Annotated in this window: 18 protein-coding genes and 1 other annotated feature; of the genes, 14 read left to right on the top strand and 4 right to left on the bottom strand. The window is 39.2% G+C overall.

Going from position 1 to position 18,832, the window contains the following annotated elements; all coding sequences use genetic code 11:
• Positions 1-21: 21 nt before the first annotated feature.
• On the bottom strand, positions 22-771 hold the full coding sequence (locus tag ACWATA_RS04855; protein WP_028415058.1) for a sulfite exporter TauE/SafE family protein: 750 nt from the start codon (positions 769-771) through the stop codon (positions 22-24).
• 156 nt (positions 772-927) lie between these two features.
• Here ACWATA_RS04855 and ACWATA_RS04860 point away from each other — a divergent pair, with 156 nt between their 5' ends.
• From ACWATA_RS04860 to ACWATA_RS04875, 4 genes are all read left to right on the top strand, one after another.
• Positions 928-1,827 carry a LysR family transcriptional regulator gene (locus ACWATA_RS04860; RefSeq protein WP_033579892.1) on the top strand — a complete coding sequence of 300 codons (900 nt, stop codon included), beginning with the start codon at positions 928-930 and terminating at the stop codon, positions 1,825-1,827.
• Positions 1,824-2,462 carry a hypothetical protein gene (locus ACWATA_RS04865; RefSeq protein ID WP_224980513.1) on the top strand — a complete coding sequence of 213 codons (639 nt, stop codon included), beginning with the start codon at positions 1,824-1,826 and terminating at the stop codon, positions 2,460-2,462. The genes ACWATA_RS04860 and ACWATA_RS04865 overlap by 4 nt, the downstream gene beginning before the upstream one ends.
• 121 nt (positions 2,463-2,583) lie before the next feature.
• Complete coding sequence (locus tag ACWATA_RS04870; protein WP_033579894.1) at positions 2,584-3,150, top strand: TetR/AcrR family transcriptional regulator; 567 nt, start codon at positions 2,584-2,586, stop codon at positions 3,148-3,150.
• A gap of 130 nt (positions 3,151-3,280) precedes the next feature.
• The gene (locus ACWATA_RS04875) at positions 3,281-4,507 is read left to right on the top strand and encodes a DUF819 family protein (RefSeq protein WP_176343495.1); all 1,227 of its coding nucleotides are present in this window, start codon (positions 3,281-3,283) and stop codon (positions 4,505-4,507) included.
• 42 nt (positions 4,508-4,549) lie between these two features.
• On the opposite strand, the gene ACWATA_RS04880 is transcribed toward ACWATA_RS04875, so the two are convergent.
• Positions 4,550-5,920, bottom strand: a complete 1,371-nt coding sequence (locus ACWATA_RS04880; RefSeq protein WP_049166042.1) for an amino acid permease — start codon at positions 5,918-5,920, stop codon at positions 4,550-4,552.
• Between the two features lie 67 nt (positions 5,921-5,987).
• Positions 5,988-6,219 (bottom strand) — a binding site (T-box leader).
• A 246-nt stretch (positions 6,220-6,465) separates the two neighbouring features.
• Between ACWATA_RS04880 and ACWATA_RS04885 the strand changes: the two genes are divergently transcribed.
• From ACWATA_RS04885 to ACWATA_RS04915, 7 genes are all read left to right on the top strand, one after another.
• Positions 6,466-7,341 carry a DUF4405 domain-containing protein gene (locus tag ACWATA_RS04885; protein ID WP_255219847.1) on the top strand — a complete coding sequence of 292 codons (876 nt, stop codon included), beginning with the start codon at positions 6,466-6,468 and terminating at the stop codon, positions 7,339-7,341.
• 109 nt (positions 7,342-7,450) lie between these two features.
• A complete protein-coding gene (locus tag ACWATA_RS04890) occupies positions 7,451-7,636 on the top strand; it encodes a Fur-regulated basic protein FbpA (RefSeq protein WP_033580328.1) in 186 nt (61 codons plus the stop codon).
• Positions 7,637-7,830: 194 nt separating this feature from the next.
• Positions 7,831-8,958 (top strand): NADH-dependent flavin oxidoreductase, encoded by a 1,128-nt coding sequence (locus ACWATA_RS04895; protein ID WP_033579898.1) that lies wholly within the window; start codon positions 7,831-7,833, stop codon positions 8,956-8,958.
• 151 nt (positions 8,959-9,109) lie between these two features.
• The gene (locus tag ACWATA_RS04900) at positions 9,110-10,009 is read left to right on the top strand and encodes a DMT family transporter (protein ID WP_047749974.1); all 900 of its coding nucleotides are present in this window, start codon (positions 9,110-9,112) and stop codon (positions 10,007-10,009) included.
• Positions 10,010-10,060: 51 nt separating this feature from the next.
• Positions 10,061-10,414 carry a cupin domain-containing protein gene (locus tag ACWATA_RS04905; protein WP_028415049.1) on the top strand — a complete coding sequence of 118 codons (354 nt, stop codon included), beginning with the start codon at positions 10,061-10,063 and terminating at the stop codon, positions 10,412-10,414.
• A gap of 406 nt (positions 10,415-10,820) precedes the next feature.
• Complete coding sequence (ltaS, locus tag ACWATA_RS04910; protein ID WP_028415048.1) at positions 10,821-12,743, top strand: lipoteichoic acid synthase; 1,923 nt, start codon at positions 10,821-10,823, stop codon at positions 12,741-12,743.
• A gap of 87 nt (positions 12,744-12,830) precedes the next feature.
• Entirely contained in the window at positions 12,831-13,799 is a 969-nt protein-coding gene (locus ACWATA_RS04915; protein ID WP_028415047.1) for an LCP family protein, read from the top strand.
• Positions 13,800-13,836: 37 nt separating this feature from the next.
• Here the strand turns inward: ACWATA_RS04915 and ACWATA_RS04920 are convergent, their stop codons facing one another.
• A complete protein-coding gene (locus ACWATA_RS04920; protein ID WP_013058630.1) occupies positions 13,837-14,418 on the bottom strand; it encodes a YitT family protein in 582 nt (193 codons plus the stop codon).
• A 200-nt stretch (positions 14,419-14,618) separates the two neighbouring features.
• On the opposite strand from ACWATA_RS04920, the gene ACWATA_RS04925 reads away from it, so the two are divergent.
• Positions 14,619-15,116 (top strand): GNAT family N-acetyltransferase, encoded by a 498-nt coding sequence (locus tag ACWATA_RS04925; RefSeq protein WP_028415046.1) that lies wholly within the window; start codon positions 14,619-14,621, stop codon positions 15,114-15,116.
• A 42-nt stretch (positions 15,117-15,158) separates the two neighbouring features.
• Here ACWATA_RS04925 and ACWATA_RS04930 read toward each other — a convergent pair whose 3' ends face one another.
• Positions 15,159-17,201 carry a catalase gene (locus tag ACWATA_RS04930; RefSeq protein WP_224980511.1) on the bottom strand — a complete coding sequence of 681 codons (2,043 nt, stop codon included), beginning with the start codon at positions 17,199-17,201 and terminating at the stop codon, positions 15,159-15,161.
• Positions 17,202-17,373: 172 nt separating this feature from the next.
• Between ACWATA_RS04930 and ACWATA_RS04935 the strand changes: the two genes are divergently transcribed.
• Positions 17,374-18,345 (top strand): NAD(P)H-dependent flavin oxidoreductase, encoded by a 972-nt coding sequence (locus tag ACWATA_RS04935; RefSeq protein ID WP_224980509.1) that lies wholly within the window; start codon positions 17,374-17,376, stop codon positions 18,343-18,345.
• Positions 18,346-18,415: 70 nt separating this feature from the next.
• Positions 18,416-18,811: a hypothetical protein gene (locus ACWATA_RS04940; RefSeq protein ID WP_028415042.1), complete on the top strand. Its 396-nt coding sequence runs from the start codon at positions 18,416-18,418 to the stop codon at positions 18,809-18,811.
• The last annotated feature ends 21 nt before the right edge of the window (positions 18,812-18,832 follow it).

Here is an 18,832-nt window from a genome sequence, read left to right on the forward strand (position 1 = left end):
ACAAGAGTTCAAGCTTTTTTCTTATATAACAAGGAGAAAGCTAGAGCAAATAGGCAGCGCTACAAGGGACGTTTTTAATACGGGAGCAGGTACACGATTTGTAAATTTTGCTCCAATATATGAACCGACCATTGTGCCGACAACTACTTGAATCAACAGCGGGATATCTAAAAAGCCCTGCTGATAATAGCCCATTCCTCCGCCAATTGCAATCGGAATAATAACGAGCATCGTCGTTCCGGCCGACTGGCGAATAGACAAGCCTAACACCATCATAAGGCCAAGCTGGATAAATGGAGTTGAGCCAATTCCAAACATTCCGGACAGAGCGCCCGTAATTAAGCCGATTAGTAAAGAGTAGACGACAAATTTAGCTCCTGTTGGAACAGTACGTTCTTTTTGCTGACGGGAAAATAAAAACATTCGCAGCCAAAGTAAAACACCAGATAATAAAAGCATGCCGGCTGTGAGCCATTTTAGCTCGCCTTCTGGGATAAAGGATGAAAGGTTAGACCCAATCCAAGCGCCTAATGCACCGAGGATACCAACAGAGATACCGGATTTTAAAGATACGTTACCTTCGCGGTAATGACTGACGGCGCCAGATAAAGAAGAGAAAATCATTGCGGTAAGAGCCGTTGCGAGTGCAACGTGTACAGATACGCCGTACAGCAGCGTTAAAATTGAAATAATAAAACCTGATCCGCCTGCTCCGACAAATCCTAAGATCAGTCCGACGGCTAACATTGTTAAAATAATTGAAACATCCATAAACGAATTCCTTCTTTCAACACTTATTCTATGCAGACACATAACATTTTCGGCAAGTGCTACGTTCTTCATTTAAACATGAATTTTTTATGACGTCCAATGTATAATTTATATGAAATCGATAGTATTATGTAATAAGTAAAGGATGTGAAAAAAATGGAATGGCAGCAGCTCGAATATTTTAATGTTGTAGCTCAAACGGAACATTTCACAAAGGCAGCGGAACAATTATCAATTGCGCAGCCTACGCTCAGCCGCTCAATTTCTAAATTAGAATCAGAGCTTGGCGTGCCGCTATTTGAAAGAAAAGGAAGGCAAGTTATTTTAAATCGATACGGAAGGCTTTTTTATGAACGAACGGCTAAAGTATTAAACGAAATGGAAGAAGCGAAACGTGAGCTTTCAGATTTGATTCATCCTCATCGCGGCAGCATTTCGTTTGCTTTTTTAAAATCATTAGGCGCTTCGTCCGTCCCGAAACTAGTTCATGCTTTTTTACAAGAGTATCCGAACGTTCAATTTCAAATTTTTGAGAACGCGACGAACATCATGCTCGATCAGCTTCAAACGGGAGAAATTGATTTTTGTATGTCTTCCGTAACGGAATCTAGGGCAGGAATTCAGTGGGAATATTTATGGAAAGACGAGCTGTACGCGTATGTCCCTGATACACATTCTTTTGCCTCAAGACAAGTGCTTTCGATTTCAGAGTTGGCTCATGAATCGTTTATCGCGTTAAAAAAAGGATACGGAAGCCGAACAATTTTTGATCAGCTGTTCGAAGAAGCTGAAATTGTCCCAAATATTACGTTTGAAGGAGAAGAATTTTTGACGGTGATTGGTTTTGTAGCGGCTCATTTAGGGGTTGCCTTGCTTCCTGAAATAAAGGGAGTGGACTTGCGAGGCATTAAAAAAATAAAGCTCAAAGAAGACACAGCTTCAAGGGTAATTGGGATTGCGTGGAACAAGGATAAATACTTAACTCCTGTTGCGAAAAAGTTCCAGGAATTTTTAATTCAGTATTTCAAAGACCATCATACAGGAGGAAAACGATGAAGAAAATTGCTTGCCTGCACGCTCATCATTCGAACATCTCTTATATAGAAAAAGCGCTGCCGTTTGTGAGCTGTATGCATTTCGTAGACCCTGGACTTGTACATCGGGTAAAAACCAATCCTAAATTTGCAGCGGAGTCAGCAGGTGCAAAAGTAGAGAAGCAGTTAAAGTGGATGGAAGAATGTTCAGCGGATGCCATTTTACTTACGTGTACGAATTACATTGCTCTTTTACCAGAAGCATTTACAAGTGATGTTCCAATTATTAAAATCGATGAGCCTTATTTTCGCCGAATATGTGAAATAGAAGAACCGCAGCTTATCGTGTTTACAAATCCGGAGACCGTAGAAGGAACGATGAAGCGTCTAGACGAATTTGCATTTTATCAAAATGTAAAGATAAAAGTTCACCCTGTTGTGATAGAAGGTGCTTTTGAACTAGTAATGACTGGAAACATAGAGAAGTATAAACAGAAGGTGAAACATGTCTTAGATGAGCTAGTAAAAGACCTTAACACTGTTGTTTCAGTGGCCCAGCTCTCGATGGTAGAAGCGGCTGAGGAGGTAAGCGACCGTATTATTACGCCTCTTCAACCGTTAGCGGAAGAAGTAAGAAAAACAATTATTAGGTCATAAGAAATGAAAATAAGGAAAAATAAATGGTAAAATATTCACTTTATTTTGACAAAAATTTCATTTCCTTATATGATAAGTAGTGTTATAGAAACCACTTATTATATAGGGGAGGCATCGTTTTGTGAAGAAAGCAAATGCACGCGATAAGATTTTAGAAACAGCATCGCGGCTTTTTCAGCTGCAAGGCTATCATGCAACGGGATTAAATCAAATTATTAAAGAGAGCGGGTCGCCAAAAGGGTCTCTTTATTATTATTTTCCAAAAGGGAAAGAAGAACTGGCGATTCACGCTGTTCAATATACGAATAAATACGTCCAAGTTCAAATTAAAGAAAGTTTAAATAAATCTTCTGACGCGGCACAGGCTATTCAGTATTTTATTGAAGAATTGTCCAAGCAGTTTGAACACGAAGAAAGTATTGCTGGTATGCCTGTTGGACTGATGGCTGGAGAAACGGCGCTTATTAATGAACCGCTTCGCGAAGTCTGCTATGCAGCGTTTCAAGATTGGGAAAAACTTTTTAGAGAAAAAATGATAGAGAGCGGATTTCAAGATAAGCAGGCAGGAGAGCTTGCAGTTGTGATTAACTGTATGATCGAAGGAGGAATCTTGCGTTCGTTAACAGAGAAAACAGGTGCTCCTTTGCAGCAGATTCAGCAGCAAATTCCGGTTTTGATTCGCAAATAAAAAAAAGCTTTTCACTTTTAGAGTGGAAAGCTTTTTTTATAGATTGACGGAATTTGGCATATATTGATAAAATTTAAAGGTGTATTTTCTGAAAATTCTATTTCTTGAAAAAGAAAGAAAGGAGTAGCGTGTGATTTTTACTATTATTCAAGCTGATGATACGTGGGCACTATGGGGAATTCTAGCGATTTGGGCTTCTGTTAGTATTTTTCTCGAACAAAAGTATAAGTGGGCTTCTTTTCTGTCAGGAGCTATTATTGCGCTAGCAGGAGCTCTTATCCTATCAAATTTAAAAATCATTCCAACAGAGTCTCCGGTTTATGATGCTGTTTGGGCGTATCTAGTACCGCTTGCCATTCCATTATTGTTATTTCAAGTCAATATGAAAGAATTATTTCAAGAAAGCCGGAAACTGCTTTTTATTTTCTTAATCTGTGCAGTAGGAACGGTTATAGGGAGCACGGCAGGCTTCTTGTTGTTAAAAGATTATATTCCTGAACTAGCAAAAATTGCAGCTGCTATCGGCGCTTCTTATGTAGGCGGAGGGGTTAACTTTGCTACCGTTACGGCCAAATTTGAACCATCAAGTCAAATGGTTTCCGCGACGGTGGTTGCTGATAATATGGTCATGGCTTTACTGTTTGCCGTGTATATGTTTGTTCCTTCTATGAAGTTTTTTAGGAAACATTTTAAGACGCCTCATATTCAAGAAGTAGAGGCCGGGCAATATGGAGAAAATGATCGTCATACGCTTGCAGAAAAATATTGGGCAAAAAAAGAAATTTCGTTAAAAGACGTGGCAGCTTCAATTGGTACATCATTTTTTCTAGTGGTTGTATCGTTTAAATTAGCCGAATGGTTTGGAACAATCATTCCAGCCGGTCCAAATGTTTCCGTAGTTCAAACGTTACTACATACTATTTTGAGCGAAAAATACTTATTGCTTTCCACACTTACGTTTCTTGTCATTTATCTGTTTCCTTCTTATTTTAAAAACATTAGCGGAAGCCAAGAAATCGGCACGTACTTCATTTATATTTTCTTTGTTGTCATTGGAGTGCCGGCGTCCATTCCATTAATTGTTGAAAAAGCACCTCTTTTGATTCTATTTGTGCTCATTGTGGGACTGAGTAATTTAATAGTGGGGCTGCTTTTAGGAAAAGTATTTAAAATTGATTTAGAACATATTTTACTGGCGAGCAATGCAACGGTAGGGGGACCTACGACAGCAAGCGCGATGGCGATTGCTAAAGGATGGGGAAGTTTGGTTGGTCCTATCTTGGTAGTAGGAACGCTTGGCTATATTATTGGTAACTATATCGGCTTTGCACTTGGCTATTGGTACTTAACATTTTAAATAAAAAAACGCCTCCTCTGATGACTCAAAGGAGGCGTTTTTTTATTTAGCGTGCTTGACTGCTGAAGATTGATAAAAGCGACCTTTAAAGATATACGTAGCTGTAATAAATAAATAGATAGCTAGTGTAATAGTCGTAATAACAACGGATGTTGTGCAGATAACACCAATTAAAATAGCGCTTAGTGCAATAAGGGCAGCCCACGTTGTATAAGGAAACCATTTAACAGAGTAGCTGCTCGATGCTTCTGACTGAACTTTGCGGGACTTTAAGTGTGCAATCGCAATAATCAACCAAATAAACAACACGGTATACCCTAAAGATCCCATCAAATAATCAAATGTCTTACTTCCTGCAAATAAGGAAATCAATACGCCGACATAAAGGGATGATGTACACATTAAAATTGCATAGACAGGAACTTTGTTAACAGAAAGTTTCGAAAATATCTTCGGCACTCGACCGTCTACTGCTTGCGTATACAAAATACGTGATGAACCGTAAAGTCCTGAGTTCATAGAAGAAATAACGGCTAACAAGATCACGGCATTCATAATATGATCTGCTCCGGGAATGCCAATCATTTTAAATACCATTACAAAAGGACTTTGAGAAACGCCGTTCACTTCATTCCAAGGAATCAAGCTCACGATGATAAAAAACGGGAACAGATAAAAAGCAATGATACGCGTTAATGTACTGCGCACAGCCTTAGGTACTACTTTTTCAGGGTTTTTTGTTTCAGCTAGCGTTACTCCGATGATTTCAGTTCCACCGTATGAGTAGATGACAACTAACATCGCCGTAATTAGCCCGGTTGGTCCCTTTGGGAAAAAACCGCCGTGATCGCTTAAATTTGAAAAACCCGCTGCGGTATGATGACCGAATGATACAAACAATAATAAAAGTCCAGCGATAATAAAGATCACAATGACCGTGATTTTAATTAAAGCTAACCAGTATTCCGTTTCAGCAAATGCTTTAACTGAAAGCAAGTTAATGGCTGTAACAATAACGGATACGCCTAAAGCAAGCATCCAAATTGGGTAATCAGGAAGCCAGTACTGAATAAAAATAGCGGCTACAACGGCTTCAGCTGCAATGTTTAACACCCACATTTTCCAGTAAATCCAGTCCAAAAAGTAAGCGGGATAGCTTCCTAAAATCGACTGAACTAAATCACGAAACGTTCGTGCTTCACTATTTCGAACCGCCATTTCAGCAAGACCTTGCATGATGAATAGTAAAATAATTCCGCCAATTAAATAGGCAATAATAACTGATGGTCCTGCCATATCAATAGCCGAGCTGCTTCCTTTAAATAAACCAGCGCCAATTGCTCCACCTAGCGCCATCATCATAATGTGACGTGAAGTCATTGTTCGCTGCAAACCTTGGTTGTCCTTCTTCATGACTTTTCCCTCCACTTTTTTATAAAATAAAAAAAGCTTATCGTCTCCTACCTCATTATCAAATGAGAGAAGAGACGATAAGCTTTAGCTAACCGCGGTACCACTCTTGTTGGCTCTTAAAGAACCCTGCTTAAAACCTGATAACGAAGGTTAGACGTTAAAACTTAGAGAACACTTCTGCATTCTTTCTGAATTACCACTCCTGGGCGAGTTCAAAGTATTATTGGACTACGTCACACCAACCCGTAGCTCTCTTGACCGAATAATAAGCTTTTACTACTCCCAATCGCTGTGTTTTTGATTAAAATCTGAAAGTTCTTGATGAATAACCATTACTATACGTGCTTCTTTTTTCTTTGTCAACAGCTATTTTCGAAAAAATAAAAATGATTCCATTCTACTTTTATAGAACTCAGGACTGGTTATTTTGGTAAAAAAATCAGTCGTTTCACCTAATTTTCACCAACTCTGCTTACATTAAGAAATATGAAAAAGGAGTTGTTTTGACAAATACATAGGTGAGGAGAATGAATAGAGTGAAAAAGATGATGTACGTCCGGTTTGGACTGGATCTTTTAATGGCCGTTACGTTTGTTTTGTTTTTTAACAAGCAAGTATTGGGAGGGTTAACATTTCATGAAATTGCGGGGTTGGCGATTGCCGTCGCCTTTTTTACCCACGTGCTGCTAAACTGGCAGTGGGTAAAGAAAGTTACGGTTAAGTTATTTGACCGCAGGCTTCCGCGCAGAACAAAGTTCGGTTACTTTTTAAATATCATGCTGTTGATTACGATGTCATTTATTATGATTAGCGGTATTTTTATTTCAAGAGTAGTATTTCCAAATATTAATGTTGGGAACGAACAGTGGTTTAAGGTTTCGCATATTTCCGTATCATTTTTAGTGTTAATTTTAGTAGCCGCTCACATAGGTCTTCATTGGCAATGGGTTATAAATGTATGTAAAAATATGACGAAATTCAAAAAGTCAAAGAAAAGCTTGAGCATAGCAGCTAAGCTCACAACCGCTGCGCTGTTAGTCATTGGCATATACGAAATAAATGAAACGGGTTTTCTTGGAAAACTTGGAGGAGTAGCGAGAGTACTGAATGTAAGTTCCTCAGATATGCCGCAAAAAGGCGGTGGGAAGCCGGATTTTGATCGCCATTCATTTAGCGAGAACAAATCTTCTGCGACGGCATCTGCTGGTCACGAACGTCCAAACTTTGATCACGATGGCGGAGGTCCGGAAAGAGGAATGAAAGGAAAAGAAAGCGGTTTTGAAAGTCCAAATCCTTTTGTTGTAATCGGTACTTATTTTGCTATTATGTCAGTTTTTATTATTGTTATTTATTATATTGAAAAAATATTAGCAAGTGTGAAGAAACGTAAAAAAATAACGGGTCCTGCTGCGGAAATTTAAAATGAAAAAGCTTTCTATTTCACCGTTTTTTCATCGTATAGAAGTAAAATCATTTATGTAAAAGCGAATGCTTTGCAAAATTAAAATGAGAGAACCTTAGGTGGTGGAGATCGTGAAACAACATACACAGCCTGAAACGGAACATAAGAAAAATTGGTTTATTAATGCGCTATTGAATTTTGGTATTTATAAAAAAGGAAATCGGCATCTATACGAACTGACACTTCAAGAGTTAGAAGCTCAATATGTAAAAGTAAAATCATTTATGTATAATCAGGAACCTCTTTCGCAATGATAAAAAAGCACTCAGTATATGAGTGCTTTTTTGTGTTAGAAAGTCTTATTCTTTGACAGGTAAAACTGTACAGATTAAAATCACAGTATATTTTAAAGTTACAGTTTTAAATGACACATATTATAGGAAGGAAAACAGTCTCTACCTATAATATGCCACTATTTTTGACCGTATCATTTTTGGAGGGAAATAAAATGACAAATAAAAAGTATGAGCCGCTTTTACAGCCATTTACTTTTTCAAATGGCATCAAATTAGATAACCGCGTTATTCTTGCTCCTATGACAAATTTTTCATCAAATGAAGATGGGACAGTATCAAATGCAGAAGTAGACTACTACGTACGACGTTCAAAAGGTGTTAGCATGGTCATTACAGCATGTACATACGGAACGGCGAACGGAAAAGGATTTCACGGAGAGTTTGCTGCAGACAGCGATGAAATGATTCCTAGCCTGCGTCGATTAGCAACAGCCATTAAAGATCAAGGAGCAAAAGCAGTTCTTCAAATTTTTCACGGAGGCCGCATGTGTCCGCCTGAGCTTGTTCCAAATGGAGAGGTTGTTAGCGCAAGTGCTGTTGCTGCAGAACAAGAAGGAGCTCCGGTACCGCGAGAGTTAACAAATGAAGAAATTGAAGGCATTATTCACGATTTTGGTGAAATGACGCGCCGTGCCATTGAAGCAGGATTTGACGGAGTTGAAATTCACGGAGCAAATAACTATTTAATTCAGCAGTTCTTTTCTCCGCATTCTAATCGCCGCGAAGATAAATGGGGCGGCAGCGTAGAAAAACGCTTAACATTCCCGCTTGCAATCGTAGACGAAGTAAAGCAAGCCGTTTCTAAGCATGCAAAAGAATCATTTTTAGTAGGCTATCGCTTCTCGCCAGAAGAGCCTGAAACGCCAGGAATTACAATGGCTGATACGTTGAAGTTAGTCGATGCACTAGCAGAAAAAGACCTTGATTACCTTCACGTATCGCTAATGGAATTCTGGTCAAAACCGCGCCGAGGCGTGGAAGATACTCGTTCACGTATTGAAATTATTCAAGAGCGAGTAGGAAGCCGCGTACCTGTGATGGGCGTAGGTTCTATTCATACAGCAGACGAAGCAGCAGCCGCTCTTGAAACGGGCATTCCACTGCTTGCGATTGGCCGCGAATTAATTATGGATCCAGACTGGGTTCAAAAAGTAAAAGAAGGCCGTGAAAATGAAATTGTGACAACATTAAGCAAAAAAGATCAGGAAAAGCTTGTGATTCCTGACCCGCTGTGGCAAGCCGTTATTAACACACCAGGCTGGTTCCCGGTTGAAGATTAAAAGAAAGGCAGAAAAGCGCAAAGACGATGGGACTGATCCCATGTCTTTGCGCTTTTTGCTTTTTCATGGAATAGCGCTTTTGAACCATTAATTTACAAATGGGCTTCTTTATGTTTGAATAGTAATAGTTTTCTGAAAGTGAGGTGAGAGAATGAAAGCAGGGCCAATGGTGAAAATGATGATTTCAATGAGTATTTTTGGTTCAATTGGCTTTTTCTCCACACAAACTGGACTGCCTTCTTTTGACTTAGTATTCGTTCGCTGTATTTGTGCAACACTTTTTCTCGGAATGTGCTGGTTCGTAACGGGTGAATATAAAAGGGAAAAATGGAATGCCAAAGAAATAAAGCAGATTTTACTGTGTGGGATATTTCTTGTGTTTAACTGGGTGTTTCTATTTAAAGCATTTGAAATGATGTCCGTTACGGTTGCTATTTCTATTTATCATCTTGCACCCGTTTTAGTATTGCTTCTGGGGAGCTTTATGTTTAAGGAGAAATTAACGGTTCTTGGCGTGATGTCTATCTTCATTTGTTTTGGAGGAACACTTCTAATTATTGGAGTGGAGCAACTTACGATTGACGGCTTCATGTCTTCAGGAATACTCTGGGCGCTTTTAGCCGCTTTGTTTTATGCATGCACGACGCTGCTTGGTAAAGGCATTATTCATACGAGTGCTTATGCTGTTACATTTCTTCAGACTTTTTTAGGGATTTTTCTATTATTGCCGTTTGTTCATTTTACTGATTTTCATTTCCTAACAACGGCCAACTGGACATCTATTTTAGTAACAGGCTTTGTACATACTGGTTTAGTGTATTATTTGTTTTTCGACAGCCTGCGCTATTTAAAAACTCAGGTGATTTCGGTTCTGGTGTTTTTAGATCCAGCCGTTGCCATTTTATTAGATACAGCATTCACGGGATTTCGTCCTACGCTTTTGCAGCTTGCAGGCATTGTTTTGATCTTTTTAGGAATGCTTTTTACTTTGAAGCCAAAGCCTTCATCTGAAAAAAATATTTCCAATAGCAAGATTAAAAAGATCACATAGAATTTCTATGTAATCTGCAGGTGTTCATTTATTAAAAAAGGGGAGCTAGTCATGAAAGTTAGTAAGCAAAACGCAGAACACTACGTGTGGGGAGGAAAATGCGATGGGTGGCACCTAGTGAAAAATAAAGACGTAAGTATTATTCATGAGCGCATGCCCCCTTATACGGAAGAGGTAAGGCATTATCACTTGAAAGCACATCAATTTTTCTTTGTACTAAAAGGAACAGCTGCTCTAGAAATAGACGGAGTTATTTACGATGTAAAAGCACACGAAGGAGTAGAAGTATTTCCTTCGATTCTTCATCAAATGATGAATCGTTCGAGTGAGGAGATTGAGTTTCTTGTGATTTCACAGCCTTTTGCACAAGGAGACCGCATAGCTGTTGATGAAGATAAAGACTAAGCATAGATAAGTCTATTTTTACTAGTCCTAACAGTAAGCGAAGAATACCGTCCAGTACAATAGTACCTTTTCATTCAGCAAGTGAAATATTATGCCTAATAAAATAAAAATACTTTTATTGCAGAGCAGAAATGTGGTAAATTAATATGTATGCAATATAGGGAGAACAAAATTTACAAATTAACAATTGTGTAATATTAACATCACGATGAAAAATAAGAGATTACAAGTTAAAATGTAAATTTTGTAGATGACTAAAAAAAGAGATGAAGATGATATTGTTTGACAAATTGAATCATTTTCAGGTAATCTTTTGCAGGACGTAACCGTTACGATTTAATGTAGGGGACTTTCCTGAGGTTAGCTGAACATGAAATCTCTACTTTTTAGTGAAAGGAATTTGAAAATGAAAAAACTATTTTCAAAGCCGTTGTTTTACTTTTTTATAGCGGTTTTATTCATGTGGATCAAGTCTTACATGTCTTACAAAGTGGAGTTCAACTTAGATATAAGTGACTCAATGCAAAAAACGTTATTGTTTATTAATCCAATTAGTTCAACTTTGATCTTTTTAGGGTTAGCATTGTTTGCAAAAGGAAAAAGAGCCATCGTTTGGACGCTTATCCTTAGTACAATCATGACGGTCATTTTGTACAGCAATATTTTATATTATCGATTCTTCAATGACTTTGTGACATTGCCTACTTTAACGCAAACAAGCAATGTGGGTCATTTAGGAGGCAGTATCGCTGATTTAGTAAAAGCTCACGATATTTTTTACTTTGTAGATATCATTTTACTGATTGCGCTATTGTTTGTTAGAAAAATCGAATGGCCAAAAGCACGTCTTAAATTCCGCTATACGTTCATGGTGTTAGCGGCAGGAGCTGTCGCATTTGCAATTAACTTGCACTATGCTGAAAAAGATCGCCCTGAATTATTAACAAGAACATTTGATCGCAACTACCTAGTGAAATATTTAGGAGCATACAACTACACGGTGTATGATGCAGTTCAAACGTTTCAAAACTCAAAGCAACGAGCATTCGCAAGCAGTGATGACTTAACAACAGTGAAAAACTTCAGTACAAGTCACTATGCAGCTCCGAATATTGAGTATGCGGGTAAAGCAAAAGGAAAAAATATTATTAAAATTCATCTAGAATCATTTCAGTCATTCCTAATTAATTACAAGTTAAATGGACAAGAAGTAACGCCGTTTTTAAATTCATTAGCAAATGGAAATGAATTTATGTATTTTGATAACTTCTTCCATCAAACAGGACAAGGTAAAACAGCTGATGCAGAGCTTATGATGGATACGTCATTATATGGCTTGCCTCAAGGATCAGCATTTAGCTTAAAAGGCCGCAACACGTACCAAGCAGCACCAGCGATCTTAGATCAAGAGGGCGGCTATACAAGTGCTGTGTTACACGGAGATTATAAAACGTTCTGGAACCGTAATGAAATTTACAAACAGTTCGGTGTGGATAAATTCTTTGATGCAAGTTATTACAATATGACTGGTGATAACAAAGTAAACTATGGATTAAAAGATAAGCCATTCTTCAAAGAATCTATGCCAATGCTACAGTCATTGAAGCAGCCGTTCTATGCGCATATGATTACATTAACAAACCATTTCCCATTCGTTCTTGATAAAGGTGATGCTAGCATTGAACCGGCGAACACAGGAGATGGAACGGTAGACCGTTATTTCCAAACGGCTCGTTATTTGGATGAATCACTGCAAGAATTCTTTACAGAGCTAAAAGCTTCAGGTTTATATGACAACTCAGTTATTATGATTTACGGTGACCACTACGGTATTTCTGAAAATCATAACAAAGCAATGGAAAAAGTTCTTGGCGAGAAAATCACGCCATATAAAAACGCTCAGCTTCAACGCGTACCGTTCTTCCTTCACGTACCAGGTGTAAAAGGTGGAGTGAACCATACGTACGGCGGTGAAATTGACGTAGTGCCTACGCTTCTTCACCTAGTGGGAATTGATAGTAAAGAGTATGTTCAATTCGGTACAGATTTATTATCAAAAGACCATGATCAGGTAGTAGCATTTAGAAACGGTGATTATGTTTCTCCGAAATACACGTCAATTGACGGCAAGTATTACGATACAAACACAGGAGAAAGAATCACAGCAACAGACGAAGCGAAAGCTTACAAAAAGAAAGTTGGAAGAGAGCTAGAACTTTCTGATAAAGTGTTATACGGTGATTTATTACGATTTAATAAATTAGATGACTTTAAACCGGTCGATCCATCAAAATACATGTATGGAAAAGACCAAGAAACAGAAAAATAATGTAAGCTTTCACACCATACAATCCAAACAAGCAAGTAGAGGAGCTTTTTAAAAGCTTAGCTACTTGCTTGTTTTATGAGAACTTCATTGAAAAAGAAAGCTGGTGACAGAAACGTGGAGCGAACAAGACGCAAAAGAAGAAGAAGAGTTCGATGGGGCAGAGTGTTCTTTGCTTTGTTGTTCCTTTTTATTATCGTTGGGGGCATATACAGCTATTTCCAATATAAGCAAGGGCTATCGATAGCAAGCGATGGTAAATTTGCGGATGACGGCACGACATTTGAACAGTTTCAAGGCAGTCTCCCGAATAACGGAGAAGTAAATATGCTGCTGTTAGGAAGTGACTCGCGCGGGGAAAAGCATTCTCGTACAGACTCTATTTTAATTGCTCACTACGATTCTAAAAGCAAACACCCGAAAATTGTTTCTCTTATGAGGGATATGTACGTGGATATTCCAGGACACGGCAAGCAAAAGCTGAATGCTGCTTACGCGTTCGGAGGTCCTGAGCTGCTGCGTCAAACGATCAAACAAAATTTTGATATTGATATTAACTATTATGCAGTTGTGGACTTCGAAGGATTTTCAAAAATTGTAGATACGATTGCGCCTGATGGCATTGAAGTAACCGTGCCTCACGATATGTCTTCGGGAATTGGTATGACGCTTCACAAAGGTACCCAAGTTTTACACGGTGAACAGTTGCTTGGCTACGTACGTTTTCGCCATGATAACATGAGTGATTTTGGACGCGTTCAGCGCCAGCAAGAAGTCGTTTTAAAGCTCAAAGATGAAGTAGCAAGCCTAAACAGCGTGTTTAAAATACCGAAGCTTCTCGGCGTAATGGATCCTTACATCGATACAAATTTAGATACAAAAAGCATGATGCTTCTAGCTAAAGATGTGGTAACAGGAAACATGAAAGACGTTCAAAGCCTACGACTGCCTTTAGACGGATCATTTGAAAACAAAACGTATAGCGGCGTTGGTATGGTGCTTGATATTGATTTAGATAAAAATAAAGAAGCGCTGCAAGAATTCTTAAATGACAAATAAAGAAAAGCCTCGAGACGCATGTCTCGAGGCTTTTTCCTTATACATAGACGATGATGCGTTTGAATGACGTAATTAAACTGGTCACTATACCAGAGCATACAACAATGAATAATGAATAAATAGCTGTATCGTTTTGAAGCAGTAAAATACCTGAAATAATAATAGATGCGTCAATCACTAAAATGATGATGCCAGGGTTTAAAGATAACCATTTTGCAAGTATCAGAGAAAATAAGTCGACCCCGCCTTGACTTGCGTGCTGCCGGAGCATGATGCCAGTTCCAATTCCGTTAAAAACGCCTCCAAGGCAAGCGCTTAAGATAATGGGAAGGTGAAAAATTCCGTGAAGCGGAAACAGCAAATCAATCATAACGGCTGAGAGAACCATGCCATAGATAGCATTTAAAAAATAAGAGCGGTTAAAACCTAGAGCGAGAAGGTAAATCGGCAAGTTTAAGCAAAAAATCATCACGCCTACTTTATAGCCAAGTAAATAATTAATGATTAAGCTAATTCCCGTAATGCCTCCTGTTACAAGCTGAAGCGGAAGAATAAAAACGTTAATTCCAATACTAACAAACACACTGCCAATTCCAATTGCAATTAATTTTTTGTACATGCTGTCTCATCCTTGTCTATGAATCTCTTTATATGTATATGAAGACAAGCAGAGTTTCAGCACAAAGACTGCTTCAGAAACCATAATGCACGGATTAAATATATGCAAAGGAAGCTGTTTCGCAATGCAAATGTGTTGCATAAACATTCTTCACCATAGACAATAAGAATTAACGAAGAAGGTAAATGGAGGAGAAAAAATTGATCGTTCGAAAAGCTAGAGAAGAAGAAACATCATCTATTGAAACAGTAACGCTTGCTGCTTATGAGCAATATGCAGCTGTAAAATCGGAAGCACACTGGAAAAGATATCGAAAGGGAATTTTACATACCCTGAGTGAAGAAAAGAAATTTGAATGCATGGTAGCTGAAATCGATGGAGAAATGGCAGGAAGCGTTTTGTTTTATCCGCCGAATACGGATGTATATGGAGGGTTATTAAAACCATTTCCATGGGCTGAAATTCGTCTGCTGGCAGTTGCTCCATCTCATCGCCGAAAAGGAGTCGCCAATGCGCTTCTTGAAGCGTGTGAAAAAAAATCTCGGGAGCTAGGGTGTTCTTATTTAGGTTTACATACAGATCATTCAATGGAACATGCCATTAAGCTGTACACTAAAAGAGGTTACGTTCGCTTTCCTGATAACGATTTTTATCCGGTAAAAGATTTGCATGTTATGGCATTTAGAAAATCAGTTTAATAAAAAAGCCTTTGAAATCATTGACTTCAAAGGCTTTTTTATTTATATAACGTAACGATTCCAGTGGCGGTGAGCTGAAACAGCTTCAACAAATTCATCTGTAAAACGTGTAGAATCTCCAGTTACGACACCGGGACTACTATCTAAGCCAGCAGCTTTTAGCCACTTAATACCTTCATCTGTGGCGCCAATTGGTTTAAAATGCTCGAATGCTTCTTGAGCAAACGTCAGTGCTTCTTTACGAAACTTCTCATCAGCTGACGAACTTCCGACAACATAAACCGCATCGAATAAGACAGAATCACTTGTTAAGAACGTGTGCTGTACTTCAAGTTCTGACCCGTCTGTTCCTTTTACGTTTTGGAGGGTTGTGCTTACAATTTCAGGCTGAATGCCCTGTTGTTTTAAACTGTTTAACACTTGTGGTAGGTCACCGCTAAAGTCATTAGCTACAATGACAGCTACTTTACGCGTATTCGGCTTTTTAATCGTCTGTTCCTGACTAAGAGCCGGAGACGACTTGGTCACTGGCGCGTCTTCTCCCGATGGAGGCGTTGCACCAATCGCTTGTGCCACTTGTTTAGCTAGCACTGTACTGACGTTGGCAAACATATCAACAACCTGTTGCTGAACAGACTTGCTTTTCACTTTTCCAAGCTCAAAGCTGAAAGCACTGATAATATGCTCTTTTTCTGGGTCGCTCATGCTATTCCAAAATAGCTTTGCCTGTGAAAAGTGGTCTTTAAAACTTTCGCTTCGGCTTCGAACTTTTCTTCCTTCCACTTTTTCTTGGTAGTGAGCATAACCGCCTTCTGCCTCTGGGACAGGAGCCGGCGTATTGGCTGCAAGAGAGTTTCTGTGGTAGCTGACAGGCCCTTTGTTGATCGTTTGACGTCCGTAACCGTCTCGTTGATTGTTATGAAACGGGCATACTGGACGGTTGATTGGAAGTTCGTGAAAATTCGGACCACCAAGACGAATAAGCTGGGTATCCGTGTATGAAAACAATCTTCCTTGTAAGAGAGGATCATTGGAAAAATCAATTCCCGGTACCACATGCCCCGGATGGAATGCGACTTGTTCCGTTTCGGCAAATACGTTGTCTACATTTCGATTTAAGGTCATTTTTCCAACCAATTTGACGGGAATGTCTTCTTCTGGCCAAAGCTTAGTTGGATCAAGAATGTCAAAGTCGAATTTAAATTCATCTTCCTGAGCTATGATTTGAATGCCTAGCTCATATTCAGGGTAGTCTCCGTTTTCAATTGACTCCCATAAGTCGCGGCGATGAAAATCAGGATCTTTCCCAGAAATGGTTTGAGCTTCGTCCCAAACGAGGGAATGAGTTCCGAGTACAGGCTTCCAGTGGAATTTGACAAAATGAGCTTTTCCTTCTGCATTAACTAAGCGAAAAGTATGTACGCCGAAGCCTTCCATCATACGTAAGCTGCGAGGAATTGCGCGGTCTGACATTGTCCACATGACCATGTGGGCAGACTCTTGATTATTAGCGACAAAATCCCAAAACGTATCGTGTGCTGAAGCCGCCTGAGGCATTTCGTTGTGAGGCTCAGGCTTAACAGCATGAATTAAATCTGGGAATTTAATTGCATCTTGGATGAAAAACACGGGAATGTTATTGCCAACTAAGTCATAGTTTCCTTCTTCTGTATAAAATTTTGTTGCAAAACCACGTGCGTCGCGAACCGTTTCAGCTGAACCTTTAGAACCTGCTACAGTAGAAAAACGGACAAATACAGGTGTTTTTACAGACGGATTCTGTAAAAATTTAGCTTTTGTATATTCACTGAGCGAGTCATACAGCTCAAATTCTCCGTGAGCAGCGAAGCCTCGTGCATGAACGATGCGTTCAGGAATGCGCTCGTGGTCAAAATGCGTCATTTTTTCACGGAAATGAAAGTCTTCCATAAGGGTTGGACCACGTTCGCCTGCTTTTAAAGAAAATTCATCTTCGGAAAGCTTTAACCCTTGATTGGTTGTGAGCGCTTGGTTTCGATCGTCTGTTTTAAACTGCTCGAGCTGTTCTTGCTTGCTTTTTTCATTTACAGGGTGCTTTTTTGTCATACTTGTCTTCCTCCTTGATCTTCAGTTAATAATCATTACAAAATGTGTACCCTATCAAAAGTTGAAGCAAACAGAAATGTTGGAATTTTTTCGTAGGAAATCCGTTATTTTCTTGTTATGATTATGAATAAGTATTCATAAATACAAAAATAAAAGGAGAGGGGATACATAGATGAAAACACGGGTAACAGATTTATTAGGAATTCAATATCCAATTGTACAAGGAGGTCTTGCGTATCTAGCGTACGCAGAACTTGCGGCTGCTGTCTCAAATGCAGGCGGGCTTGGACAAATTACAGCTATGACGCTCCGAACACCTGAGAAACTTCGAGCTGAAATTAAGAAAGTACGTTCTTTAACTGAGCGTCCTTTTGGCGTTAATTTTGCTGTTGGAGGTCAAACAGAAGGTTCTTATAAAGAACTTCTCGACGCAGCAGTAGAAGAAGGTGTTCCGGTTATTTCCATAACAGGAGCAAATCCCACACCTATTTTTGAAAGATTAAAAGGAACGGGAATTAAAACGCTCGTGCTGGTAGCCAACGTACGTCAAGCTCAAAAAGCTGAGAAGCTAGGAGCAGATGCTGTCATGGCAGTAGGGCAAGAAGCCGGAGGACATATCGGGCGTGAGGATCTAGGCACAATGGTATTAATTCCTCGAGTAGCTGCGGCTGTGTCAATTCCGGTCTTGGCAAGCGGAGGGATTGGAAACGGACAAGGATTATTGGCAGCGTTATCATTAGGCGCTGAAGGGATAGAAATGGGAACACGTTTTATCGTGACAAAAGAATGTGTAGATGCCCATGATGCGTATAAACAAGCTATTATAGAAGCAAAAGAAACGGATACTGTGGTTATTAAACGTTCGTTCGGGGCACCTGGACGCGTATTGAAGTCCCACTACACTCTTGACATTATTAAGCGTGAGGAGCAAGGAGAGAGATACGAAGAGTTAAAAGACGTCATTAGCGGAGGGGCAAACTGCCGGTATATTTATGAAAATAAAATCGATGAAGGCTATGGATGGGCAGGCCAAGTCGTTGGACTGATTGATAGTATTCCAACGGTGCAAGAGCTGTTTGACAGTATAATAGAAGAAGTGCACGCCGGTTCTAAACGACTGTTGAGTATAGTAGAAAAGAAGTAGATATACAAGCCGTCATACTGTAGCAATTGTTCGCATATTTATAATCTATATCTCTAAATGAGGTGAGAGAATGAAAAGAATGCGAGCATTTGCTATCATGACGTTTTTAATAGTAGGTTCAGGATATGCAGTTTTTATTAAAAAAGAAGAAGTTTCCAAGACTCAGCAAGCACAAGTGTACGAAGAAGCAAAGCCTGTTATTAAACAAATGGACAAACTGGATATTTGGCATAAAATCAGCAGCGGTTTAACTGAAGCGGGCTATGAATCAAGGGGTGTGAATTCTTCCCTTTATTCAAAGGACAGAGTAGAGCTGGATGTGTATATGGAGCCTTCCGTTTCAGCTGATGCCAAAACGCAAGAAACGATTAAACAAATGGTATATAAAATACTGGAAGAAAATAAATTTCAGCAAAAGGCCTTTCATGTAACAATTAAATTCCTGCCCGAAAAACAAGCAAAATAGACTTGTCTCGGCCAGGAATTT

The organism is Priestia sp. USM5 (genome assembly GCF_058323215.1).